Origin of the sequence: Pseudomonas sp. Irchel s3b5 (genome assembly GCF_900187435.1) — a bacterium.
Taxonomy (GTDB): domain Bacteria; phylum Pseudomonadota; class Gammaproteobacteria; order Pseudomonadales; family Pseudomonadaceae; genus Aquipseudomonas.
In genome coordinates this window covers 25,995-48,678 of the sequence record NZ_FYDY01000026.1, presented here as the reverse complement: position 1 = coordinate 48,678, position 22,684 = coordinate 25,995, and the positions used below count along the sequence as shown (strand labels likewise).

The window sequence follows — 22,684 nt, the reverse complement described above, 5'->3', positions numbered from 1 at the left end:
TTTTCGATAAGTGGACAGGCAGCATACGCCGGATCAGGCGCGACTCAAATCGCTCTGCATGTCACCCAGCAGCGGCGCCAACTGATCGCCGAACAGGTGCGGATAACACTTTTCCAGGTGCTCGAAAAAGAACTGTTCCGGCACATCGGCAAATTGTCCGTGATCGACCAGATACTCCATCAGCTTCTCGCCATCACGGTTGTAGGGGTGGAAAACGCTGTCGTTGATCCCGTCGAAGTCCAGCGGCGCCACATTGAACAGGTCGCAGAGTCTCTGGTTGAACGCCGGGGTGGCCTTGACCCAGCGATCATTCAAATAGAACTCGGTGTAGCCGTGCATGGCGAACATGTCGCTCTTGAGTAACTCAAGCAGGCGTGGCGTGGACAAATGATTGCGCACGTCGGCCAGTCCGATCCGCGCAGGAATCCCGCAATGTCGCGCGGCACCTGCCAGCAATGTGGCCTTGGGTACGCAATAACTTTCGCCGGTCACCAGCGCATAACTGCCGCGCAGGGTCTGCGGGTCACGACTGAAGGTGTACGGGTTGTAGCGCACCGCCTCGCGCACGGCGTAATAGAGATTGATCGCCTGCTCAAGCGGATCGCGGCTGACGCCACGGTGTTTTTCGGCGAACTCCACCACGGACGGGTGGTCACTATCGATGAAGCGGCCGGGACTCAGATACTCGTGCATGAGAACAATCTCCTGGGGAAGTCCCGAGTCTATCGAGAGGTTCAGCACAGAGATAACGACGTTTCGGCCAAATATGGGCGCATTGTCGCTCGCTCAATTTTCCTACGCCCGCCATTAGATGGGGCTACGAAATTCATCCAGGGTTTCCCACGACTTCAGTCGCATGCCGCGACCAACCGGTTTTTCGGATGCCGTCTAAGCTCTGAGGGTTGGTTCGCCCTGGGTTCACGGAGGATTAAATATGCTGCTGTTGTGGATACTGGTTCTGGTTGTCGGAATTGCTTATTTAGCTCACCGCCGCATTTCGCCGCTGCCTGCCCTGGGCATCGTGGCTGTCTATATCGTGGCCATGGGAGCCTTCAGTCGCGCACCGGGCTGGCTGCTATTGATTTTCTGGGTATTGATTGCGGCAGTCGCTGCGCCGTTGTTGCTGCCTGACCTGCGCCGTAAATTTTTCAGCGCGCCGATGTTCAACTGGTTCCAGAAAACCCTGCCACCGATGTCGCAAACCGAACGCGACGCCATCGATGCCGGTACGGTGTGGTGGGATGGCGAGTTGTTCAGCGGTCGCCCGGACTGGAACACCTTGCTCTCCTATCCCAAGGCGCAATTGAGCGAAGAAGAACAGGCCTTCATCGACGGCCCGACCGAAGAGCTGTGCGCCATGGTCAGTGACTGGGAGCTGGGCCAGACCATGGACCTTCCGGCCGAAGCCTGGGCCTTTATCAAGGACAACGGCTTTTTCGCCCTGATCATTCCCAAGGAATTTGGCGGCAAGGGTTTCTCGGCCTACGCCCACTCGCAAGTCGCAATGAAACTGGCCAGCCACAGCGGCGACCTCGCCTCCACCGTGATGGTCCCCAACTCCCTCGGTCCGGCCGAACTGTTGCTGCATTACGGCACCGACGAACAACGCAACCATTACCTGCCCCGCCTGGCTCGCGGCGACGACATTCCGTGCTTCGCCCTCACCGGCCCATTGGCCGGCTCCGACGCCGGTGGCATGCCCGACACCGGCGTAATCTGCAAAGGTGAGTGGGAAGGCCAGGAAACCCTGGGCCTGCGCCTGAACTGGGAAAAGCGCTACATCACCCTCGGACCGGTGGCCACCCTCCTCGGCCTGGCATTCAAGGCCTACGACCCGGATCATCTGTTGGGCGACAAGGAAGACCTGGGCATCAGCCTGGCGCTGATTCCGACCGATCTTCCCGGCGTCGATATCGGTCGCCGCCACCTGCCTCTGGGCGCAGCCTTCATGAACGGTCCGAATGCGGGCAAGGATGTGTTCGTACCGTTGGAGTTCCTCATCGGTGGCCAGGAAATGCTCGGCAAGGGCTGGATGATGCTGATGAATTGCCTGTCGGTCGGGCGCTCGATTTCCTTGCCGGCGGTGGGTTCCGGCATGGCCAAGTTCACCAGTCTGGTGACGGGCCAGTACGCGCAGATTCGCGAACAGTTCAACGTCCCGATTGCCGCGTTCGAAGGCATTCAGGAAGCCATGGCCCGCATCGGCGGCAACGCCTGGATGATGGACGCCGCCCGCATGCTGACCGCCAACGCGGTGGATCTGGGTGAGAAGCCGTCAGTCCTGTCGGCCATTCTCAAGTACCACCTCACCGAACGCGCCCGTGATTGCATCAGCGATGCCATGGACGTGCACGGCGGCAAGGCGATCATCGAGGGACCTAACAATTACCTCGCGCGCAAATGGAGCGGCGCGCCCATTTTCATCACCGTCGAGGGCGCAAACATTCTTTCGCGCAACCTGATGATCTTCGGGCAAGGCGCGATTCGCTGCCATCCCTTCGTGCTCAAGGAAATGGCCCTCGCCGGCCGTGAAGACAAGGATCAAGCCCTCAAGGAGTTCGACGAACTGCTGCTCCAGCACATCGGGTTTGCCGTGAGTAACGCCGCCAGCACGCTGGTGCTGAACCTCGGTTTTGGACACTTGGAGCACACACCCGGCGACAAGCTCAGCCAGGGTTATTTCCGCGCCCTCAATCGTCAGGCCGCGGCTTTTGCCTTGCTCGCCGACCTCAGCATGATGTTGCTGGGCGGCGCACTGAAACGCCGCGAACGCCTCTCCGCACGGCTCGGTGACATCCTGAGCAATCTTTACCTGGCATCCGCCGCGCTCAAGCGTTATCACGACCTCGATGCACCGGATTACATGACGCCGCTGGTGACCTGGGCCATGGAAGAAAGCCTGGGCCAGGCCGAACGGGCCATGGACGAACTGTTGAGCAACTTCCCGAACAAAGTCGTGGGCGGCCTGTTGCGCGTCATCGTGTTCCCGCTCGGTCGGCGGCACAAAGGACCGTCGGACAAGCTCGGTGCCGAAGTGGCTGCAATCATCGGCCGCGCCAAGGGCGACCCGGCGCTGGAGGAGTTGCTCCTGGGTTGCTATCGCCCACAGTCGAGTGACGATGCGGTCGGTGCCCTGCAACATGCCTGCGACCTGTTGAACGCGGCTCAGCCGTTGCAGAAAAAACTGCATGTCGCGCTCAAAAGCGGTCAGGTCAAACCGGCTGCCGGGGAACATGTCATCGACGCCGCGCTGGAGGCTGGTGTGTTGCAACCGGTGGAAGCACAAACCCTGCGAGAGGCAGAAGCAGCACGGCGCAAAGTGATCGATGTCGACGATTTCGATAAAGAAGAACTGGCGCTGGCCGACGGCAAAGTCCGCTGATCCACCCGGGCATGTAAAAACGGGCGCTGGAGCTTTATACTCCGGCGCCCGTTTTGCTCTTGAGGACTTATCTCGTGTCCAACATCGTTGCCGATCATCTCGTTTTACTCGACCACTTGCGCAGCATTCTGGTCGCCGTAGGTGAGGCCGAGCAGGTTCCCGAAGAAAGCCATGCCTTGTTCCTGGAGCGCTTCGACGAACTGCTGGCGTCACTGCCGATCGATCCGATCGAAAGCCAATACCTGGGCCAGGACATCCTGACTCAAGTCATTTCCCGTTATCCGCAAATCGCCCACCTGATTCCACGGGATCTGCTGTGGTATTTCGCCGGTGACTGCCTGCACTACTTGGCCGATGAAGAAATCGACCTGTATCAAGCACTGGAAGAACGTCGCTTCGAAGCCGAACAGAATGACGAGCCGTTCGACTGGAACCAGGAGAAACAACTGCTGGCATTGTCGAACCAGGACAGCAAACACTGATCCTGGCGTCCGTAACGCAAAAGGCCAACGCAGAAGCGTTGGCCTTTTTTGTGGGTGCCGGCTCCGGATGCAGGATCGGCCATTCATTTTTTGTGTAGCCGGGCTCACCGTCGAATCAGCAGCAGTAACAGCGCCACCGTCGAAAACCCTGCACCGGTATAGAAAGTCATCGCCGCACCATAGGTTTGCCAGAGCCAGCCGGCCACCACGCTGGCTAGCAGCAAGGCAATGCCGCTGACGAGGTTGAACAGGCCAAACGCTGTGCCTTTGAGATCGGCTGGCGTGGTGTCGGCTATCAACGCCGCCAACAGACCTTGGCTGAAGCCCATGTGCAGGCCCCATAGGGCCACGCCCAACAGCACCATGGTCACGGAATCGGCATAAGCCAATACCATGTCTGCCACAATCAATAACAGCAACCCGACACTCAACAACGCTGTGCGACTGATGCGATCGGACAACTTGCCCACAGGATAGGCAGACAGCATGTAGAACCCCGCCATTACCATCATCACCAGAGGTACCCAGGTGTTGGAGAATCCCAATTGCTGCGCACGCAACACCAGAAACGCCTCGCTGAAGCGCGCCAGGGTGAAGACCGCGCCGATCCCGACAACCCACCAGTAGGCCTTCGAAAATTGCTGGAGTGAGTTGAAACGAATGGGTGAGCGAAAGTGATGCGGCCTGCTCTCATGCGTTGGCTCACTCACGCCCGCCATGAGAAAACCTACCGCCAAAAACGCCGGGATCACGGCAAACCACAGCACACGTGAAATATCATTGGCGAACCAAAGCATCAGCAGAATCGCCAGGATGGGACCTAGGAAAGCCCCCACTGTATCCATTGACTGCCGCAGCCCAAAACAGGCACCGCGGATTTCTGGCGGTGCCACATCCGCGACCAGCGCATCGCGCGGCGCCCCTCGAATCCCCTTGCCGATCCGATCCAAAATGCGCGCGGTAAACACCAGTTCTGCCGAGGCTGCCAGGGGAAACAACGGTTTGGTGAGCGCCGCCAATCCGTAGCCGAGCAACAGCAGGCTTTTACGGCGCCCCATGAAGTCGCTGATCGCCCCGGAAAAGACTTTGACGATCAGCGCGGTTGCCTCTGCAACCCCCTCAATCAAGCCAACGGTCAGCATGCTCACGCCCAGCGTTCCCACCAGAAACACCGGCAGCAGACTGTGTACCAGTTCGGACGACAGATCCATGAACAAACTGACGAATCCCAGCACCCAGACCGTGCGCGGGATGGCTGTGCGGCGTGATTTGGCAGCAGGCGCTTCCATCTCTACTTCCTTGCTCGTTTTGATTCGTGTCAAACACACAGACAGGAATGATATGTATTTACTTACAAAAGATAATGCTTATCATCTGCGCGATAATTCATACAAAAGGTGTTCATGGTGGCTCGATCGCGCATTTACCCAGCCTCTCTGTCGTTGCTGGGTGTTCTGGTTGTACCTGATTTACAGGCAGAAACGGAAACTGCTTTAACCCTGCCGACAACCGCTGTGAACAGTGAGTTCAGCGAGCAGAGCTACATGTCGACCGAGAGCAGGAGCGCGCTGAAGATCGATGCCCCTCTGCGTGATATCCCGCAAACCGTCAACGTGGTCCCCCAAAGCGTCATCAAGGATCAGGGGGCGAAATCGATGGAGGACGTCCTGAAGAATGTCCCCGGTATCGGCATGTCCAACGGTGACGGCCAACGTGACCAGGTCACCATCCGTGGTTTCAACGCCATTGGCGACATGTACATCGACGGCATTCGCGACGATGCGTTGTATTTCCGCGATCTATCCAACGTTGAGCGGGTGGAAGTGATCAAGGGGCCGGCGGCGGTGCTCTATGGCCGTGGCTCTTCGGGTGGCCTGATCAACAGCATCAGCAAGAAACCCAACTTCGCACCCAAGCAGGACGTTGGCGTCAGCGTCGACAGCGAGGGCGAAAAACGCACTCAGTTCGATGCCGGTTGGGCCGATCAGCAGCATGGCGATAAAGCCTTTCGTGTCACAGGTGCGCTAGAGAACAGCGACACCTTCCGGGATGACGGCTACATCGACCGCAAGGCCATCGCGCCTTCGGCTTACTTCAAGCTCTCGGATGATCTGGAACTGAACCTGGGCGCCAGCTATCTGTACGACAAGCGCTTGATCGACTTCGGCATCCCGGCGCGAGGCGATCGCCCGGTCGATGTGGATCGTGACAAGCGCTTCGGTGCCGCGGATCCCGATGACGACTACTCACGCAGCGAAGTGTTCTCGTTCACGGCCGGAGTTGATTACCGTATCAACGACGACTTCAGCCTGAGCAATACCAGTCGCTACTACCACTACGACCTGGATCGCAACAACACACTCGCCGACTCCAGCCCGACACGCTTCGTCACCGCTGCCAATGGTGAGCTGCTGGTGAAACTCAACCGCGGCAACGTGCAGCGCAAAGAAGACGGCTGGTTCAACCAGACCGAACTCAAACAGCGCGCCATGCTCGCGGGGATGAACCATAACCTGCTTTATGGCGTCGAGCTGGGGCGCCAGGTGAAGGACCAGAACGTATTCAGCCAATCCGATGTGGCCAGGGTGCCGGTGTACCGCGATGGCCTGGTCGACGTGCCGTTTCAGGCCAACCGGCAAACCGCCAAGGGCACCAATACCCAGGACACCGCCGGATTCTACATACAGGACATGATCGAACTGGCACCACAGTGGAAGGCTCTGCTGGGTGTGCGTTATGACGTGTTCGACCAGGAATACGCCGATGACCTGACGCACAACAAGCTGTCCCGCACCGATACGACCTGGAGCCCGCGGGTCGGCCTGGTCTATCAACCTGATCAAGTGCAGTCCTATTACGTCTCGGTGAGCCGTTCCTACCAACCCTCCGCCGAGATGTTCGCCCTGAGTACGACGAACCAGGATCTTGAGCCCGAGGAAACCACCAACGTCGAGATCGGCGGCAAGTGGGACCTGCTCGACAATCGCCTGGCGTTGACGGCGGCGCTGTTCCGCCTGGAACGCACCAACATGAAAACCAGCGACCCGGCGAACCCGACGAAACTGGTGCTTGCGGGCGAGCAGCGCACCGATGGTCTAGAGCTGACCGCCAGCGGAGAGTTGAGTGACAAATGGCAGGTCTATGCCGGTTACGCCTTTCTGGACGCCGAGATCACCAAATCCAACAGCCGCACCAACGGTGTCCCCAACGAAGGCCAGGTACCTACGTTGACGCCTCGCCACAGCGCGAACCTGTGGCTGGTACGTTCACTGACACAAACCTGGCGTTTGGGCATGGGCGCCAACTATGTCGATGATCGCTACACCGCGCTGGATAACAATGTGGTCATGCCAGCTTATACAACCGTGGACGCCGCGTTGTTGTACAACCAGCCAACATGGGACATGGCCCTGCGTCTGCGCAACGTTTTCGACAAAGACTATTACGCCTCGGCGCATGGTTCGGTGGATCTGATCACGCCGGGTGCACCGCGGACGCTGGAGCTGAGCACCAACTACCGGTTCTGAATACGAGCCTGCGAAGACAGCCCGGCAGTGTGGCACTGCCGGGCTTTTTATGCCTTCAAAACAAGCCATCACTCTCGGGCAACTCATACTCCGATACCGCGATATTCAGACTGCTCGACTTGCCGGGCTTGGCCAGTGTCGGTTCCTGCTCCAGGCACTCCACCAAATAATCAATCAACACCCTAAGCTTCGGCGGCAAATATCGGGTTGGCGAATGCAGCAACCAGGCGCCGCCGTGATAGGACGCCAAAAAGGTCCAGTCCGGCAGCACTTGCACCATCAAGCCTTTCTCCAGGGCACGGCGCGCCGTGAAGTACGGCAGGCTGCCAATACCGATGTGTTGCAGTACCGCGCCAAAGCGTACGCCCGTGTGGTTGGCGGCATATCGGCCGCGCACACCGACGGAGACAGACTTGCTGCCTTTCTTGAATTTCCAGCGCGCATCGCTCGGGGTTTCGCCCAGGTAAATGCAACTGTGATTGAGCAGGTCATGGGGGTGCGTCGGCGTACCGTGCTCGGCCAGATATTGCGGTGTCGCGCAGAGCAGATGGTCGATGGTCAGCAACTGTCGCCCCACCAACCCTACTGGCGGTCGATCAGTGATACGAATCGCCAGATCGACATGATCGTCGATCAGGTCCACCTGGCGATCCTCCAGCAACAGTTCCACATCCACTTTGGGATAACGGCGCAGAAACTCCGGCATATGCGGGTGGATCACGATGCGACCCACCGCTTTTGGCACGCTGAGGCGCACAAGCCCCTCGGGCTCATCGGTGAACTGGCCGCTGATTTCCATCACGGCCCGAGCGGCGCTGACCATCTCCTGGCAGCGCTTGAATACCTCGTCGCCCCCATCGCTCAGACGCAACTTGCGCGTGGTTCGTTGCAGCAGGCGCGTGGCAAGCGCTTTCTCCAGCCGGGAAATACTGCGACTGACCGCCGAGGGTGAAGAGCCCAACTGACGTGCCGCTTCGGAGAAGCTGCCCGTCTCGACAACCTTGACGAAAATCGCCATTTCGCCCAGCAGTGGCAACGGAAGATTTATGCTCACAGCGCAACAGTCCTTTGATGATTGGCCGGATTATCACGCATATGCAGGCTTCCTATAATAAAAAATAGAAATTCAATTGAGCCTGAAATATGACGCTGCGCCTTTTTTTCCATAGTGATGAGCTCAAGGCCAACGTGGAAGTCCTGGAATGCACCCCCTGTGAAAACGAGTTCGCCGTGGTCCTGCGTGCCACCCTGTTCCACCCCCAGGGCGGTGGACAACCTCACGACACGGGCTGGATCGGCGAAAGCCAGGTATTACGAGTCGTTCAGGATCCCGAGCGGATCATTCATTTCGTCGACCTGCCGGTACGACTCGGCATGACCGTCATCCGGGTCGATGAGCCGCGTCGTCGGTTCAACACACGCATGCATTCGGCCGGGCATCTGATCGGCCATTTTGTACAAGCCATGGGCTGGATGCCGGTCAAGGCGCATCACTGGCCAGGTGAAGGCCGCGTTCAGTTCAAGCCCGGTAACTCGGCCCAGGAAGTCGATGCCCAAGCGGTCCAGCAGGGAATCAAGCAATGGATTTCCCACGATTTGCCGCGCCTGACGTCCCTGCGCGATGGTGCCCGGGAAATCGGTTTCGGCGAACTGCCCGCCTACGGTTGCGGCGGCACCCACGTCCGTAGCCTGAAAGACCTGGGCGCGGTCACGATCAACAGCCTTTCGCAAAAGAAAGGCACGTTATCCGTCCACTACCACGTGGACTGAGCGCAGGGCGTTCGGGAGGACGCCTGGTTTTATCGATGCAAGCATTGCCCAGAACGCAAATGGCCCGCTCAGTCAGACTGTCGGGCCATTTTTTTGCGCGCAACCATCGACATCAGACCACCACACAGTGCCCACCCCTCTCACCTGCGTCTCACCCCAGCCTTTGCCCTCACGATTTTTTATTTCAGATCATGGCACTTTGGTTTGATTGAACTACCGTCAAACCATAAGAAGTCATAACGGCTCGATTTTCCACGTTAGCTTCAGTGATCAGTAGCGGCTTGGCAAAAGGAGTTACCTCACGATGATCCTGGCAGGGGCTTTACAGCGTTGTACCTTCATTGCCGATTTCATTCCTGGGGCGCCATGTCGACGAACAGAACCGTCCCGGAACGCGAGTATCGCTCTGGGGGGCAGTTCAGGTAACCGGATCACTAAATACCTTTTTTGCAAAGGTCGCTCGCTGTCCAGCCAGATCAGCGAATTGCGCCCGCTCGTGCAGGGAATAACGCCAAGGCCATGGAAATGTGACCTGGCGCATTGGGGGGGATAGTCCGATCCCCGTGAAGTGATCAGAGAACAAAAGTCTGCCTAAAGACGGCCTATCCTGTGAGGATGTACCTGATGAGCTTTCGTACCGTGCCCGCTTTCAAGCGAATTTTCCATGGCCTGTTCTGGATGGGCCTCAGCGTGGATGCGGCTCAGGCCGCTCCGGCCAATTGTTCGCAACTGGACAATTGGCCGACGACGTACGAGGTCGGTCAGGGACTGCAAAATGAACTGCGCAGCCCCGTTGCCGTCACGCAACTCGCGGTGGGCGACCCGAAAGTTGCCGACGTGCAACCCAGCGGCAGCAACGCTTTCATCCTCACGGGCATTGCGCCGGGGACCACCAGCCTGATGGTCTGGACCGCCTGCTCGAAAACGCCGCGCCAAAGCATGGTGTTCGTCAAGGGCAAGGCCACCTCGGCGCTGACCAGCGTGCCATCGGTGCCTTCCGACGACCCGCTGCTGCCGAGCCAGGTGCAGACCGATGTCCGCTTCGTTGAAGTCAGCCGGACCAAACTCAAGGAAGCTTCCGCTTCGATTTTCGGTGTCCGGGGCAACTGGCTGTTCGGCTCGCCGAGAACCTTGCCCAGCATTGGCGGCATCGTCACGCCGTCGCTGCCGGTGAGCAACGACATGTTCAACCTCACGTTTGCAACCGGCAGCACCCTGGTGGCGATCAACGCGCTGGAAGGCAGCGGTTTCGCCTACACCCTGGCGCGACCGAGCCTGGTGGCGCTCAGCGGGCAGAGTGCGAGCTTCCTGGCCGGCGGTGAAGTACCGATTCCGGTGCCCAGTTCAGGCAGCGATAACGTGTCCATCGAGTACAAGGAGTTCGGTATCCGCCTGACCCTGACCCCGACCATCGTCGGCAAAAACCGTATCGCGCTGAAAGTCGCGCCGGAAGTCAGTGAGCTGGACTTCACCAACGCAGTGAGCATCGCCGGCACGATTGTCCCGGCCCTGACCGTGCGCCGTACCGATACCAGCATCTCGCTTGCCGACGGCGAAAGCTTCGTCATCAGCGGCCTGATCAGCAGCCACAACGACTCTCAGGTGAACAAGTTTCCGGGGCTGGGCGATATCCCGATTCTGGGCGCGTTTTTCCGCGACAGCGTCATCAACCGTGAAGAGCGCGAACTGTTGATGATCGTCACTCCGCATCTGGTCCAGCCACTGGCTGCCAATGCACAACTGCCGTCATTGCCTGGCGAGCAGCTGCGTAATTACGATCCGAACTTCTATCGCATGTTCTTCCTGGAGAACGGCGACTTCGACAGCCTCAGCGGGCTCTCGCAATGAACCGATACCTGAACCAGACGTGCCTCACACACACTCCCAACGGTGACGTTGAACGTTTTCCGGGCCAACGCTATTTCCATTGGCCCTGCGTTCAACGTGTTGTCACCACTGGACCTTCGATGAAAGCAGTCATAGCAATAGCGGCGACCTTGATGCTCGCCGGGTGTGCCAGCAATGGCCTGTCTTCGCGACCGGCTGCCTGTGCCAAGCCCAGCTCTGATCAGGAACTGGCCCTGAGCCTGGCCGACAACATGACCAACGAAGGCCGTTTGTATGCCAGCCTGGCGAATCTGGAAGGCTTGCCCGATGACCTGGTCCAGGTTCGCCTGCGCAAGGCTCGGGTGCTGCGCTTGATGGGACGTAACACCGAGGCGGCGCCGTTGTATCAAAGCCTGCTCGGCACCTGTCTCGCTGCCGAAGGGGAACATGGACTGGGCCAGTTGGCCTCCGCCAGAAATGACAACGCCACCGCTACCGCTCACCTTGAGCGCGCGGTGAAGATGGCCCCCACCGACGACCGGATGCGAAATGACCTGGGCGTCGTTTACCTCAATCAGCGCCGGATCCCTGAAGCACGCTTTGAGTTCATGACCGCCATGGAGCTCAAGCAGGCAAACACCCTGGCGGCACTCAATATGGTGACACTGCTGATCTACCAGAATAACTGGAAGGCGGCGGCCGAACTGGTGACCCGCGCCGACTTGAGCCCCAAGCAAGTCACAGAGGCTCAAACCCGCGCGGAAAGACTCAAGACCTCCGCCCCAAAAGTGGTGGCCTCCGAGGGCAATCATGGGGCTGAGGTAGCTGATGCCTCTGCCAGTGCAAACAAGTAAAACGTACGAGGAGTCGAGATGAATACCAAAAGTCTGTTGATCGTCTGCACGGCTTGTCTGTCCACCAGTGCCTGGGCTATCGAACCGGGTCCCTCTTCGCCCTATCAACAAGGCACCGAACAGTGGTTGCAGCTGCAGATTCGCGGTGTGGTTGCCTCCCCTAAACTGCAAACCGCTTCGGCCACCGAACGTGATCTGGCCATGCAGCGCTGGCTGAACAGTTTCAACTACCCGATTCCGGAGTTTTATGACCAGGATACTGGGGGGCAGATCACTAGCAGCGACTGACGCCTATCGATAGTTGATCAGTCTCTGGTGATCCAGAATGGCCTGGCTAAAAAGCCAGGCTTAATCATGAATGCAGGAAAATACAGTCCAGTAACTACAAAGTGGAGCAGGCGATTGGAGTGAATACACTCCGCCCCCCTGCTCCACCCCGTTTTAATGCAGTACAACCACCTGTGCGGAAGCAAACCACTCTGCTTGTTTAGCTGAAGGCTTTGATTATCCCGATCATGGCGGGGCCGATAGCGACCAGAAAGAAGCTCGGCCATAGACAGAAAATCAATGGAAATATCAGTTTGGTACCGATTTTCGCCCCCATCTCTTCGGCGGCCTGGGTACGTCGGTCACGGAATTCATCAGCGTAGATACGCAAGGTATCGGCCACGCTGGTACCAAAGCGGATGCTCTGCGCCAACAGACTGACCAGCCCTTGTACGTCTTCCAGACCCGTGCGTACGGCCAGTTGCTTCAGTGCCTCGGTACTGGAAATGCCTGCGCGGATTTGCGCATTAACCAGGGCCAGTTCTTCGGCCAGTTCGACCTGACTGACCGACATCTCCTCAGCCACTCGCTCAATGGTCGTGGGTAGGGCCAGACCCGACTCCACGCATACCACCATCAGATCCAGCGCATCCGGAAACGCAGCACGCAACCGAGCTTGTCGAACCTGCTTGCGCTTGGCGACATACAGCGCCGGCACCAACCATCCGATAGCGGTCACCATGAATACCAATAGCAACCCCATGTTCAGGGAAATTTTGGGAATCATCGGCAACAGCAACAGCGCAATGCCGATCAATAACAGCGGCAACATCAAGCGTATCGCCCAGTAGATCTGCACCGCCGACGAGGAGCGGTATCCTGCATGCATCAACAGGGTCTGGGTGGCGGACGTCTGAGCCGATTCGGCCGAGCCAAAGCGCTGGCCGACCCGCTCCAGCAACAATTGCAGGTTACTGGGGGCCTCTTGCCCTGCGGTATTGCCTAAATGACCACGTTTGATCAGTGCGAGGCGACGCTGTACGGGGTCCTGAAGACCCTGCATCAGCAAGATCACGGCACCCGCCGCGAGCACCGTACTCAATCCGATCACGCCCAGGAACAACAAGCGCGCCATCTCCTCGTTCCCCGTGACCCGACTGAACAATCCAAGTAAAAAATCCATGATCTGTACCTCTCGGTAGCGAAGAACGCTTAAACCTGAATCCTGATGATTTTGCGAATCCAGAAAATCCCGATCAACATGGCGCTGAACGCACCGATGATCATCTTGCGGCCGTTAGGATCATTGATCAGCATAGGCATGTAGTTCGGCGTGGTGATCAAGATTACGATCGCCAGCACAAAGGGAACCGCCACCAGCACCCAGGCCGACATGCGTCCCTCCGCCGACAGGGTTTTGACTTTGCGCTGAAAACGGAAGCGCCCGCGAATCAGCCGACTTAGGCGCTCCAGCACCTCCGTCAAATTACCGCCTGTCTCGCGATGGATGAGGATCGAGGTCACCAGCATCATCACCGTCATGCTCGGCATGCGCTCCAACAGGCCAAGCATGGCCCGGCGCACATCGTTGCCATAGTTGATATCGGCGAAGGTCAGGCCGAACTCATGCGCAACCGGCCCCCTGTGCTCCTCGGCCACCAGGCGCAGGGTTTCATTGAAGGGGTGCCCGGCGCGCAAAGCGCGGCACATGGAATCCAGCGCATCCGGCAGGCCTTCCTCGAACGCGGCAAAACGCTTGGCACGGTCGCGAGAGATTTTCAGTAGGGGTAACCAGAGGACCGCGAAACCCGCCAGCAGCGCCATCCACCAGACGGATGAAACAGTCCAGATCAAGATGCCCACCACCCCCCCCAGCACCAGCCCGAGCAGCAATACCCGGTAGGCTCGGTATTCGTGCCCGGACTGTTCAATCATTTGCGTCAATGATTCCATAAAGGGCAGCTGCTCAAGCCTGGCCTCCCATGGCGACAAACGCGTCAGGTACTTCTGTCGCAACACGCTCTGCATGCTGGACTGATTGTTGGCTTTCTCCAGTACATGCAAACGGCCGCGAATGCGCTTGCGCATCTTGCCGGCCTCACCAAACACCGGCACTGCCACGCCCTGGGACAAAAGGAAGACGGCAATAAACACCATGCCGAGGAACATCAGAATGAATTCACCTGGGACCTGGTTCATGATTGCCGAGCCTCCATCCACTCAGGCCTGAACATCGCAAGCGGCAACTCGATACCGCGCTTGGCCAGCACATCGCGGAAAGCGGGGATCATGCCGCTGGGCCGGAAATCACCGAGTACTTCGCCGTTTTCGCCCACACCATGGCGCTCGAAGGAGAAGATTTCGGTCATGGTAATGATCTCGCCCTCCATGCCGTTGATCTCCTGCACGCTGACCAGACGGCGCTTGCCGTCCTCCTGGCGCTCCAGCTGGATGACCACGCCGATGGCCGAAGCGATCTGTTGGCGCAAGGCCTTGATCGGAAAGGTCGCCCCGGTCATCGACACCATGTTCTCAACCCGCCCCAACGCATCGCGCGCGGTGTTGGCGTGGATCGTGGTCAACGAGCCGTCGTGGCCGGTGTTCATCGCAGTCAACATGTCCAGCGCTTCGGCGCCGCGCACTTCACCAATCACGATGCGGTCCGGACGCATCCGCAAGCTGTTGCGCACCAACTCCCGCTGGCCCACCTCGCCACGCCCCTCGATATTCGAAGGTCGGGTTTCCAAGCGCACTACGTGGGGTTGCTGCAACTGCAGTTCGGCGGAGTCTTCGATGGTGACGATCCGTTCGTTGTGCGGGATGAAACTGGACAGCACATTGAGCATGGTGGTCTTGCCGCTGCCGGTACCGCCGGAAATCAGCACGTTCAAGCGCCCACGGACAATCGCCTTGAGCAGCAGGGCAATGGCCGGGGTCAACGCCCCCACCTGGATCAGGCTGTCGGTATTGAGCAGGTCCACAGCAAAGCGCCGGATCGACATGCTCGGGCCGTCGATGGCCAGCGGCGGGATGATCGCGTTGACCCGCGAACCGTCCTTGAGTCGCGCATCCACCAACGGCGAGGACTCGTCAATACGCCGCCCGAGGCTGGAGACAATGCGGTCGATGATGTTCAGCAAGTGCTGATCATCACGAAAACGCACATCGGTCCGTTGCAGTTTGCCGAAACGCTCGACATACACGGAGTCATGCCGGTTGACCAAAATATCGGACACACTGTGATCAGCCAATAGCGGCTCCAGAGGCCCCAGACCGAGCACCTCGTCGGTGATCTGCTTGATGATCAACTGGCGACTGGCAGTACTCACCGGTGCCGAATGCTCATCGAGCAGGCGCTGGCAAATATCGCGAATCTGCCGCGCGGCCTCCGCTTGTTCAAGGGAGTCCAGCAAGGACAGGTCCATGACTTTGAGCAATTGCTGGTAGATCTTTTCTCGCCACTCGGCCTCCACCGGGGTGACCTGGCTTCTGGTTTCGTAAAGAATGTCCGGCGTTGAACGCTCCCATGCCATTGTTTCGTCGACCGGGTCCGGCAGGTCGTCACCCGGCTGTCCAGACGACGAAGAGGCGGATTTAGCGGACGGTTTGCGCAAGCGGTTACGAAAGTCGCTGATCATGGGTCATCCCCCGAAAAAACGGTTGAAGGCGCGTTTGAACAAGCCTTTGTTTGCAGCCATCTGGATGCCGACCAGGTCATCGGCGACAGTTCGTAGCGCTACGGTGATCGCCGCTTTCGGCGCATGTATCCCCAACGGCACGCCAGTGTTCTGACTCTGGCTGACCAGGTTGAAGTCGTTGGGTAATTTCGAAATATTCGTGCAGCGCAACGCCTCGCCGATATCTTTGAGACTGATCGCTGCCGCCTTGTCATAGCGGTTGACCACTATCTGCAATTGATCCCCGCGTACGCCCAGGTCTTCGCGAAGAATTCGCACCAGGGAGCTGGCATCCCGCAGATGGCTGACGCTTTGCTGTACCACCACGTACACCCGATCCACCTGCTCCAGCACGGAACCGGTGAGGTGGTCGATTTGCCGTGGCAGATCGATCACCACCCAGTCATAGCTGGCGCGTGCCAACTGCAACAGGGTGTCGAGCTGCTCGGGTTGAGCATCCTGGGGTAGGCACAGCTCACCGGCCCGGCCGCCCAACACATGCAAAGTCGGACTGAAGTGGCTGCAAAAACCCCGCAACGCGACGCTGTCCATACCATCGATTTGATGCATTACTTCCAGATGGCTGTGGGTTTGCGCCACATCCAGGTAATGCGTCACGCTGCCAAATTGCAGGTCCATATCCAGCAACAGGGTACTGCCACCCTTCATGCTGAGCTGCTGAGCCAGGTTGCAGGCCAGCAAGGTTCCACCGGAGCCGCCCTTGGCGCCCACCACGGCGATCAATTTACCTTCTGCCCCAGTGCCGTTCCGAACCTCCGTGACCAGACGATTCAAGGCGGCAACCAGTTCTGTCTCGGCGACAGGCTCCGGCAGCACGTCACGGGCCCCAGCCTGCATCGCCAGACGCATGCCCTCCTGTTCGCTCAACAGCCCGCACACCAACATCGGCGGACGTTCATGGGCCGGGCGCAACAACAGTGCCGCGAGCTCCTCGCGCCACAGATGACTGACACGCAACAGCAACAGATCGGGCATCCGGTCAAGACCGTAGAGCGGGTCGACGTGCCCATTGCTCACCAGGCGAGTGCTCACCTCCAGGCTGGGCATGCGCTGGCAAACGCTCTGCAGATCGCGCAACGACGTGGCGTCACGACTGCTGATCAGCAACCGTAGCCCGGCTTTGCCAGAGGAGGTGGAGAGTGGATTTTCCTTGGTATTCAGCATGGCGTGATCTCCCCGGAATCGGAATGACGCCCGAGGCTTTCACGTGGCAACGTTGCCCTGAATGTAGGCAGCGTAATGGGCACACCGAACCCGGGAATAAACAGATTGAAAACAAAATTTTGCAGACTCAACCGGACGTAGCGGATAGCACGGAATCCGTTGACCCCACTCGTGTCGGCGGGGTTGGCCACCTGCGCGCCGTTTGCGTCCAGATAACTTAGCGTCAGATGGCTGGTGGCCAGATTACCGATCAGCTGGCTATTGCCTGCATCGTCCGCCGCGTTGAAAATCGCCCGCCGCAACACCACCGGATCGCTGATATTGCACACTGCAGCCAGGCGCGTGCCACGACGTACGGCTTCATCCAACGCATTGACCGTGAAATACAGACGACCCATTTCCACTACGCCGAACAACAGTGTGAACATCAGCAGACCAACGACAGCGAATTCCACGACATAGACGCCTCGCATATGTTTTCTGTTCATCACAGTGCCCTCATCACGGTAGTGGCGACCAGCGGAAAGCCCAGCGCAATCTGGCTACCCAAAAATCCTGGAATCGCTCCGGCGCAATTGCCACCCCCAATCACCGGGCAGAATGTATAAGTGATGGTGACTCGCACATGGTCGGCACCCACTGCGGCGACGACCACGCTGTCAGTTGTCAGCCCTGCCAACACCGCGGTCCCGGTGTTGGCAGGTACGCCATATACCGCAACGTTTTTCGTCTGGGTCTGTAGTGCATTGCTCATAGAAACCGCACCAAGCGTAGAGTCCCAGGCTTGGCTGGAGACGAAACGATCGGCATCACGACTGGCTTGCAGTAGCACGTTGTATTGATAGAGCATGCGGCCGAACTCACCAAAGGCAAGTAACAGAAACAGCAACACTGGCAGGACCAAGGTGAACTCGACCATAGCCACGCCTTGCTGGCACTGCCGCTTTTTACATCCGTGAAGTCTCATGACGCCTCCTACGAGTCAGTGCTCGGAGTGCCGCTGCCGTTGAGATAGGTTTTGTAGAGCTGAATGATCTGCGGGCCGGAGTCGGTAGATGGTGAAGGGCCGGCCACGTTGTCGCCCTCGCACTCCTTCACGAACTGACCGAAAATCTCCGCGTCCCCCCCGCCACCACTCATAGGCTGCACCACGAAATAGCAGCCAAAACCGAGAACGGGGATCGAGGTTGAACCGCCCTGCTTGCCGGCGCAGTTGCCCACTACGATTTTTAGCATCCGGCGCTCGAACACCCCATTGCTCTCACAACCACTGCCTCCTGCCACACACGTCGAAACGCTCGTACGCCAGTCGTTGTAGTCCAGTATCGCGTTGCCGCCCGCCGAGAGAGAGCCATTGTTCGAGGTGACGACTTGCCCCTGGTACTTTGGTCCTGTGCCGTCGTCAGTGATGGCGGGGTTACTGGACGTGGTCACCAGATCCGGCGGATAGTCCGAAGCGCTGACCGGGCCATTGTAGATACCGAAGCGTGTATTCAGACCTTGAGAAGCAGGACCGACCATGTTGCCGGGTGAAGTCTGAACACTTTGCCCCACGTCGCGACAGACCTTGCCACCGCCAGCCAGATCCTCCCGGACCTGGCTACCGCCCGAGCCAAAATCGAGCAACTGAAAATTGCCTGGACCAATGGGCGAAGAATTGCCCGCCGCCGTCTTCAATACTTTCAAATCACCAAATTGAAAGCCCCAGAACATGCCTGTACTCGGGTTGTATTGAGTCGGGTCGCCACAGACCATCAACGGTGCGAGATCACACGGACTGGTCGGACTGGGGCCCGCAGTGGCAATCGCCGCCACCGCTTTAGTCCTTAGGCTGTCGGTGTTAAATAGCTGAGCCACGCTCCAGAAAAAACCGTTCAGGTTATAAGTCGGGACCGACACCCGAACGTATTTGGCATCCGTCGGCCCTGGATAGGAGAACGGGCCATAAACGCTACTTGCCAGTTCCACTACCGCAAATGCGCCTGCATTGCCGGCGACCGCCGTAGCCAATTCGCTGTTGCCCGTGGCATTGGCATTTTGAATCAGCGTATTGAGCGAGGCGGTACGCGTCGAGCTGGCACTGTTGATGCCACCCGTCACTTGGCTCAAGGTTTTGGCGCCACTCAGGGCGGCGGCGTCCACCGCATTCTGCAGACGCGTTTTGTTCAGCATCATATGCCCGCCGTCCAAAGCCAACGCAGCCATCATGGCCATCACCACCAACGCGATCACCATCAATACACTCACCGATCCTTCCTGGCGCCTTGGCGTCGAAGTGAACGGCCGCTGAATACGAAGATTCATCATCAAGCCCTCGATTGCCGATACGGATTCGGACTGGCTCCGCCAATACCGGGGTGCCCGGGCACCTGTTGCGCTCTGTCAGCGAATTTTGACTACATTGGCTTCGGCCCCGCGAATAACAGTAATGCCCCCGCCACTCTCACCATTGCTGCGCTGCATCACGCGTTTTGGCGCCTCGACGGCGGCCATAGCAATGGCTGGCGCAACCGGCGCAACCGGCGCTATGACGTCAGCTTTTTTCTCAAGGTTCAGGGGGTTACGCAGTGCCAGTTGTAACTTGCCTTCTGTCTGTGCCGTGACCAGGGCTTCAGCTTCAGCGACCGACATTTCAAGCGTCACTGCACGCACCACCACCGGTTGGGTTTTGTCGGTGCCAGCAGTCTGGTCTACCGCCAACACACGCAAATTCTCGAGGATCGTCCTTGAGGTCGCGCTGTTACTGCCGGCACCCGTGGTTTTGGTCGCCAGTACATCCACCCGGTTACCCGGCAGCAGGAATCCACCCACGCCGACCACATCGTCCACTCGTACCGATATGGCGCGTTTGTCAGGGGCAATCAATGAGGCCAGGGTGCTGCCCCCCAAGTGCTCGCTCAGACGTGCCCCCCGCACAATGTCGCCACTGAGAATGTCGAACGTTGCGATCTTGCCCACAGCTTTTTCGGTTGAGTCAAAGGCATCGTTCGGGATCGTATCCATCGGCATGCGTACGGTCGTGACCTGGTGGGCCTCGACCATCTGCCCGAAGGGAATCTCCACCGTGGCGACCACCACGCTTCGAAGGTGGTCATCCGGGCTGGCGTTGAGCCGCGCGCTCAGCCAGGAGTCGGCCATCCATGCTGCCCCAAGGCCCATGACCAGAGAAACGCCTATCAGGGTAAGAGTACGAGAGCTCATGTCAGTATCTCCGTATCAAAGAAAGTTGAGCTGGACGAAGTAGTTGTTCCAGGCCCATTCCAACTCTTTCGGTGACAGTGATCCGGAACCGCCCATATAACGCTGACGATCGAGCGCCATGTTCAGGAGATCGCGGGGATGGCAGGGCACCAGCGGCATGCCTTCATTTGCATAAAGCCTTTGCAGCACATAACGCACCAGCAGCGGGTCGTAGGAAATGCCCAGCCGCTCGCTTTCCTGACGCCAGATCTTTTCGTACTCCTCGGGCTTCAGGTAACCGAACTGAACCTTGTAGCCAATCCGGCGAAGGAAGGCCTCATCGGCCAGTTCCAGGGGATTGAGGTTGGTGGAAAACACCAGGACCAGATCGAACGGCAGCTCGCAATGCCGACCGCCACCCAGGTTGAGGAAATCGCGTTTCTCTTCCATCGGAACGATCCAGCGATTCAACAGCTCAGCGGGGGCCATGCGCTGGCGCCCCATGTCGTCAATGATGAACAGGCCATTGCTCGCTTTGAGCTGTAGGGCGGCCTGGTATTGACGGGTGGAGGGGTCAAAACGAACGTCCAGTTGCTCCATGGTCAACTCACCGCCCGTGATGACGATCGGGCGTTTGCAGCACAGCAGTCGACGGTCGATCCCTTCGTTGAGCATCAGATTGTTCTGCTGAGCGTTGTCATCGAGCCGCTGATGCACCTGCGGGTCATAGATCTCGATCACCGACTCGTTGATGACGATGGCATGAGGCACCCAGATGGCCTCGGCGAACAGGCGGATCAACCGACTGCTGACATAGGTCTTGCCGGTACCCGCGGGGCCATAAATCATGATTGCGCGCCCGGAGTTCATCGCCACACCCAACTGGTCGAGCATCTCCTCCGTGAGCACCACGCCAGCAAGGGCATTGCGCATATCGTTGGCGTTGATGCGACCATGGTGAATGGTCTGTAGCTTGATCAGGGAGCGGTAGGTACTCACCGGGAAGGGTGCCGCGCCGATGTAGCCACTGCGAGACAGGGCATCGCGGGCGGCACTGCGTCCGCGTTCGGTCAGGCCATAACGCAATGACTGCCCGCCCGTTTGACTCACCTGACCAAGCACTTCAATACGGCCATCCTTGCGCAAAAACGCCAGGACCTCCTCGAGTACCGCGCCGGTCAACGCCAGGCGGTCCACCAACCGCGACATGTCCAGTACACCGGCATCAAACAAATGCTTGCACACCAACTCACCGAGAAAACTGTCGGTCAGACCGGTTTCTCGGATAGTGCAGGGCTGCGGGGCTAGGCGTTGCACCGCGTTCCGATTGCTGGGGTAGGCATCACTATCGTTGATGACGTGCATGTCTAACCTCCGAATCCACTGACATTGAGTTGCCAGTAGATGCTGTTCAAAGTGCCGATCAAGATTGCAATCGAATAGGGGAAAGGCTTGCCGGCTACTTCGTCTGAAGTGGGCGCCAGATAAGCCTGAGCCCTTAAAATCAGCCAATAGCGCCCAAAGGTCTGACGTAGTTGACCGCGAACCAGCACGATCAAAACACCGCAGACACCACCGGCTATCAGGCTGAACATTGCAGCCCACAATGCGTAATGGACCGGTAGAAAACTGCCGACCATGGCCATCAACTTGACGTCACCGGCCGCCATGCCACCGAAGGCGTACATCGGCAGAAACAGCGCAAAACAGATCAAGATACCCAGCAGACTGTCACCCAATCCGCTGAGACCACCTGAATACATTTGACCGATCAATCCCAAGGCAAGGCCCAACAGGACAAGTATGTTGGGAATACGGTGGTGAAGCAGATCGCTCACCACCGCCACGCCCAAAAGTCCTGTCAGTAAAACCATCGATACCAGTTCCGTAGACATGGCATGTCTCCCTTCAGGTATTAATCGTCAGCACGCAATGTCGCTATCTGGCGGCCTTGGGCGGCACAGGATTTGCGCGCTCTAAACAAATTGACAGGAACAACGCAATGTTCATTAAGAAAGGTGCCGGCGCCCTATCAGAAATAGTGGCAACCGGCCGCCCCATGGACATCGACGCGTCCCCCAGCGGGAGTTGTCAGCAAGCGCTACCTTTGAGACCGGTGCACAGCGCTTGCATTTTGGTCTGAACCTGCGTTCCAAGGGTCGTGAACAATCCAACGACAAGCGCTGTAATCAACCCACCCGCCACCGCGTATTCCACAATGGTCAGGCCGTCTTCGTCTTTGACGAACTTCACTACCGAAGCCTTGATTGTTTGCATGATCATTTTGCCCACCTCACTAGAAAGTTGTTTTTTCTGAGGCAGTACGTTTTGCGCTGCCTGATGCAACCCTAGTCAGGGACAAGGCATGGGCGTTAGGAGGATTTTGCACATCGTTAGGATTTTTTTGCGGGGTGACCAACCAGAGGGGATTGGCCTTGCAGGAGTAACGGGGGGGAACCGGGGGATAAACAAGGCATTGAAACGTGAACGCAATTGTCATTGATTCACAAGCGACCAGCGGTTTGTTAACAAC

At 58.3% G+C, this 22,684-nt stretch carries 22 protein-coding genes; 8 read left to right on the top strand and 14 right to left on the bottom strand.

Translation table 11 applies throughout. From position 1 onward, the window contains the following. Nucleotides 1-33: 33 nt before the first annotated feature. Nucleotides 34-693: a transglutaminase family protein gene (locus tag CKW15_RS22340; protein ID WP_095056597.1), complete on the bottom strand. Its 660-nt coding sequence runs from the start codon at nt 691-693 to the stop codon at nt 34-36. Between the two features lie 241 nt (nt 694-934). Between CKW15_RS22340 and CKW15_RS22335 the strand changes: the two genes are divergently transcribed. Together CKW15_RS22335 and CKW15_RS22330 are read left to right on the top strand one after the other, a co-directional pair. Continuing rightward, nucleotides 935-3,382 (top strand): acyl-CoA dehydrogenase, encoded by a 2,448-nt coding sequence (locus CKW15_RS22335; protein ID WP_095056596.1) that lies wholly within the window; start codon nt 935-937, stop codon nt 3,380-3,382. 74 nt (nt 3,383-3,456) lie between these two features. Beyond that, entirely contained in the window at nt 3,457-3,864 is a 408-nt protein-coding gene (locus CKW15_RS22330; RefSeq protein WP_053161955.1) for a PA2817 family protein, read from the top strand. Between the two features lie 104 nt (nt 3,865-3,968). Here the strand turns inward: CKW15_RS22330 and CKW15_RS22325 are convergent, their stop codons facing one another. Further along, nucleotides 3,969-5,075, bottom strand: a complete 1,107-nt coding sequence (locus CKW15_RS22325) for an MFS transporter (protein WP_256583269.1) — start codon at nt 5,073-5,075, stop codon at nt 3,969-3,971. On the opposite strand from CKW15_RS22325, the gene CKW15_RS28535 reads away from it, so the two are divergent. Together CKW15_RS28535 and CKW15_RS22320 are read left to right on the top strand one after the other, a co-directional pair. Further along, on the top strand, nt 5,074-5,361 hold the full coding sequence (locus CKW15_RS28535) for a hypothetical protein (RefSeq protein WP_177408768.1): 288 nt from the start codon (nt 5,074-5,076) through the stop codon (nt 5,359-5,361). The two genes, CKW15_RS22325 and CKW15_RS28535, sit on opposite strands and share 2 nt — an antisense overlap. Further along, complete coding sequence (locus CKW15_RS22320; RefSeq protein WP_095152715.1) at nt 5,268-7,391, top strand: TonB-dependent siderophore receptor; 2,124 nt, start codon at nt 5,268-5,270, stop codon at nt 7,389-7,391. The genes CKW15_RS28535 and CKW15_RS22320 overlap by 94 nt, the downstream gene beginning before the upstream one ends. A 55-nt stretch (nt 7,392-7,446) precedes the next feature. Here the strand turns inward: CKW15_RS22320 and CKW15_RS22315 are convergent, their stop codons facing one another. Further along, a complete protein-coding gene (locus CKW15_RS22315) occupies nt 7,447-8,445 on the bottom strand; it encodes a LysR family transcriptional regulator (RefSeq protein ID WP_095056593.1) in 999 nt (332 codons plus the stop codon). Nucleotides 8,446-8,534: 89 nt separating this feature from the next. Between CKW15_RS22315 and CKW15_RS22310 the strand changes: the two genes are divergently transcribed. The 4 genes from CKW15_RS22310 (at nt 8,535) to CKW15_RS22290 (ending at nt 12,130) form a co-directional block, all read left to right on the top strand. Further along, nucleotides 8,535-9,161 carry a hypothetical protein gene (locus tag CKW15_RS22310; protein WP_095056592.1) on the top strand — a complete coding sequence of 209 codons (627 nt, stop codon included), beginning with the start codon at nt 8,535-8,537 and terminating at the stop codon, nt 9,159-9,161. Between the two features lie 624 nt (nt 9,162-9,785). Further along, a complete protein-coding gene (locus tag CKW15_RS22300; RefSeq protein WP_095056590.1) occupies nt 9,786-11,009 on the top strand; it encodes a type II and III secretion system protein family protein in 1,224 nt (407 codons plus the stop codon). A 119-nt stretch (nt 11,010-11,128) separates the two neighbouring features. Then, entirely contained in the window at nt 11,129-11,842 is a 714-nt protein-coding gene (locus CKW15_RS22295) for a tetratricopeptide repeat protein (protein WP_095056589.1), read from the top strand. 18 nt (nt 11,843-11,860) lie between these two features. After that, nucleotides 11,861-12,130 (top strand): DUF3613 domain-containing protein, encoded by a 270-nt coding sequence (locus tag CKW15_RS22290; protein ID WP_095056588.1) that lies wholly within the window; start codon nt 11,861-11,863, stop codon nt 12,128-12,130. Between the two features lie 199 nt (nt 12,131-12,329). Here the strand turns inward: CKW15_RS22290 and CKW15_RS22285 are convergent, their stop codons facing one another. The 11 genes from CKW15_RS22285 to CKW15_RS22235 all read right to left on the bottom strand — a co-directional run bounded on the left by CKW15_RS22285 (nt 12,330) and on the right by CKW15_RS22235 (nt 22,434). Then, nucleotides 12,330-13,292, bottom strand: a complete 963-nt coding sequence (locus CKW15_RS22285) for a type II secretion system F family protein (RefSeq protein ID WP_095056587.1) — start codon at nt 13,290-13,292, stop codon at nt 12,330-12,332. Between the two features lie 29 nt (nt 13,293-13,321). Then, the gene (locus tag CKW15_RS22280) at nt 13,322-14,308 is read right to left on the bottom strand and encodes a type II secretion system F family protein (protein WP_095056586.1); all 987 of its coding nucleotides are present in this window, start codon (nt 14,306-14,308) and stop codon (nt 13,322-13,324) included. Beyond that, nucleotides 14,305-15,747, bottom strand: a complete 1,443-nt coding sequence (locus CKW15_RS22275) for a CpaF family protein (protein ID WP_095056585.1) — start codon at nt 15,745-15,747, stop codon at nt 14,305-14,307. Before CKW15_RS22275 ends, CKW15_RS22280 begins: the two co-directional genes overlap by 4 nt. 3 nt (nt 15,748-15,750) lie before the next feature. Next, nucleotides 15,751-16,971, bottom strand: a complete 1,221-nt coding sequence (locus tag CKW15_RS22270) for an AAA family ATPase (RefSeq protein WP_095056584.1) — start codon at nt 16,969-16,971, stop codon at nt 15,751-15,753. After that, nucleotides 16,965-17,459 (bottom strand): TadE/TadG family type IV pilus assembly protein, encoded by a 495-nt coding sequence (locus CKW15_RS22265; RefSeq protein ID WP_095056583.1) that lies wholly within the window; start codon nt 17,457-17,459, stop codon nt 16,965-16,967. Before CKW15_RS22265 ends, CKW15_RS22270 begins: the two co-directional genes overlap by 7 nt. Then, complete coding sequence (locus CKW15_RS22260; protein ID WP_095056582.1) at nt 17,459-17,938, bottom strand: TadE/TadG family type IV pilus assembly protein; 480 nt, start codon at nt 17,936-17,938, stop codon at nt 17,459-17,461. The genes CKW15_RS22265 and CKW15_RS22260 overlap by 1 nt, the downstream gene beginning before the upstream one ends. 8 nt (nt 17,939-17,946) lie before the next feature. Further along, entirely contained in the window at nt 17,947-19,278 is a 1,332-nt protein-coding gene (locus CKW15_RS22255; RefSeq protein ID WP_095056581.1) for a TadE/TadG family type IV pilus assembly protein, read from the bottom strand. 75 nt (nt 19,279-19,353) lie between these two features. Then, nucleotides 19,354-20,172: a Flp pilus assembly protein CpaB gene (gene cpaB / locus CKW15_RS22250; protein WP_095056580.1), complete on the bottom strand. Its 819-nt coding sequence runs from the start codon at nt 20,170-20,172 to the stop codon at nt 19,354-19,356. A gap of 15 nt (nt 20,173-20,187) precedes the next feature. Further along, nucleotides 20,188-21,516: an AAA family ATPase gene (locus CKW15_RS22245; protein ID WP_095152714.1), complete on the bottom strand. Its 1,329-nt coding sequence runs from the start codon at nt 21,514-21,516 to the stop codon at nt 20,188-20,190. 2 nt (nt 21,517-21,518) lie between these two features. Beyond that, a complete protein-coding gene (locus tag CKW15_RS22240; RefSeq protein ID WP_095056578.1) occupies nt 21,519-22,046 on the bottom strand; it encodes a prepilin peptidase in 528 nt (175 codons plus the stop codon). 196 nt (nt 22,047-22,242) lie between these two features. Further along, a complete protein-coding gene (locus CKW15_RS22235; RefSeq protein ID WP_095056577.1) occupies nt 22,243-22,434 on the bottom strand; it encodes a Flp family type IVb pilin in 192 nt (63 codons plus the stop codon). Nucleotides 22,435-22,684 lie beyond the last annotated feature (250 nt).

Coding starts and splice junctions, on each gene's coding strand:
- CKW15_RS22265 (WP_095056583.1), bottom strand. CDS start 17,459: ATGAACAGAAAACATATGCGAGGCGTCTATGTCGTGGAATTCGCTGTC.
- CKW15_RS22260 (WP_095056582.1), bottom strand. CDS start 17,938: ATGAGACTTCACGGATGTAAAAAGCGGCAGTGCCAGCAAGGCGTGGCT.
- CKW15_RS22285 (WP_095056587.1), bottom strand. CDS start 13,292: ATGGATTTTTTACTTGGATTGTTCAGTCGGGTCACGGGGAACGAGGAG.
- CKW15_RS22245 (WP_095152714.1), bottom strand. CDS start 21,516: ATGCACGTCATCAACGATAGTGATGCCTACCCCAGCAATCGGAACGCG.
- CKW15_RS22280 (WP_095056586.1), bottom strand. CDS start 14,308: ATGAACCAGGTCCCAGGTGAATTCATTCTGATGTTCCTCGGCATGGTG.
- CKW15_RS22340 (WP_095056597.1), bottom strand. CDS start 693: ATGCACGAGTATCTGAGTCCCGGCCGCTTCATCGATAGTGACCACCCG.
- CKW15_RS28535 (WP_177408768.1), top strand. CDS start 5,074: ATGAACAAACTGACGAATCCCAGCACCCAGACCGTGCGCGGGATGGCT.
- CKW15_RS22290 (WP_095056588.1), top strand. CDS start 11,861: ATGAATACCAAAAGTCTGTTGATCGTCTGCACGGCTTGTCTGTCCACC.
- CKW15_RS22335 (WP_095056596.1), top strand. CDS start 935: ATGCTGCTGTTGTGGATACTGGTTCTGGTTGTCGGAATTGCTTATTTA.
- CKW15_RS22300 (WP_095056590.1), top strand. CDS start 9,786: ATGAGCTTTCGTACCGTGCCCGCTTTCAAGCGAATTTTCCATGGCCTG.
- CKW15_RS22235 (WP_095056577.1), bottom strand. CDS start 22,434: ATGATCATGCAAACAATCAAGGCTTCGGTAGTGAAGTTCGTCAAAGAC.
- CKW15_RS22295 (WP_095056589.1), top strand. CDS start 11,129: ATGAAAGCAGTCATAGCAATAGCGGCGACCTTGATGCTCGCCGGGTGT.
- CKW15_RS22320 (WP_095152715.1), top strand. CDS start 5,268: ATGGTGGCTCGATCGCGCATTTACCCAGCCTCTCTGTCGTTGCTGGGT.
- CKW15_RS22255 (WP_095056581.1), bottom strand. CDS start 19,278: ATGATGAATCTTCGTATTCAGCGGCCGTTCACTTCGACGCCAAGGCGC.
- CKW15_RS22270 (WP_095056584.1), bottom strand. CDS start 16,971: ATGCTGAATACCAAGGAAAATCCACTCTCCACCTCCTCTGGCAAAGCC.
- CKW15_RS22325 (WP_256583269.1), bottom strand. CDS start 5,075: ATGGATCTGTCGTCCGAACTGGTACACAGTCTGCTGCCGGTGTTTCTG.
- CKW15_RS22240 (WP_095056578.1), bottom strand. CDS start 22,046: ATGTCTACGGAACTGGTATCGATGGTTTTACTGACAGGACTTTTGGGC.
- cpaB (WP_095056580.1), bottom strand. CDS start 20,172: ATGAGCTCTCGTACTCTTACCCTGATAGGCGTTTCTCTGGTCATGGGC.
- CKW15_RS22275 (WP_095056585.1), bottom strand. CDS start 15,747: ATGATCAGCGACTTTCGTAACCGCTTGCGCAAACCGTCCGCTAAATCC.
- CKW15_RS22310 (WP_095056592.1), top strand. CDS start 8,535: ATGACGCTGCGCCTTTTTTTCCATAGTGATGAGCTCAAGGCCAACGTG.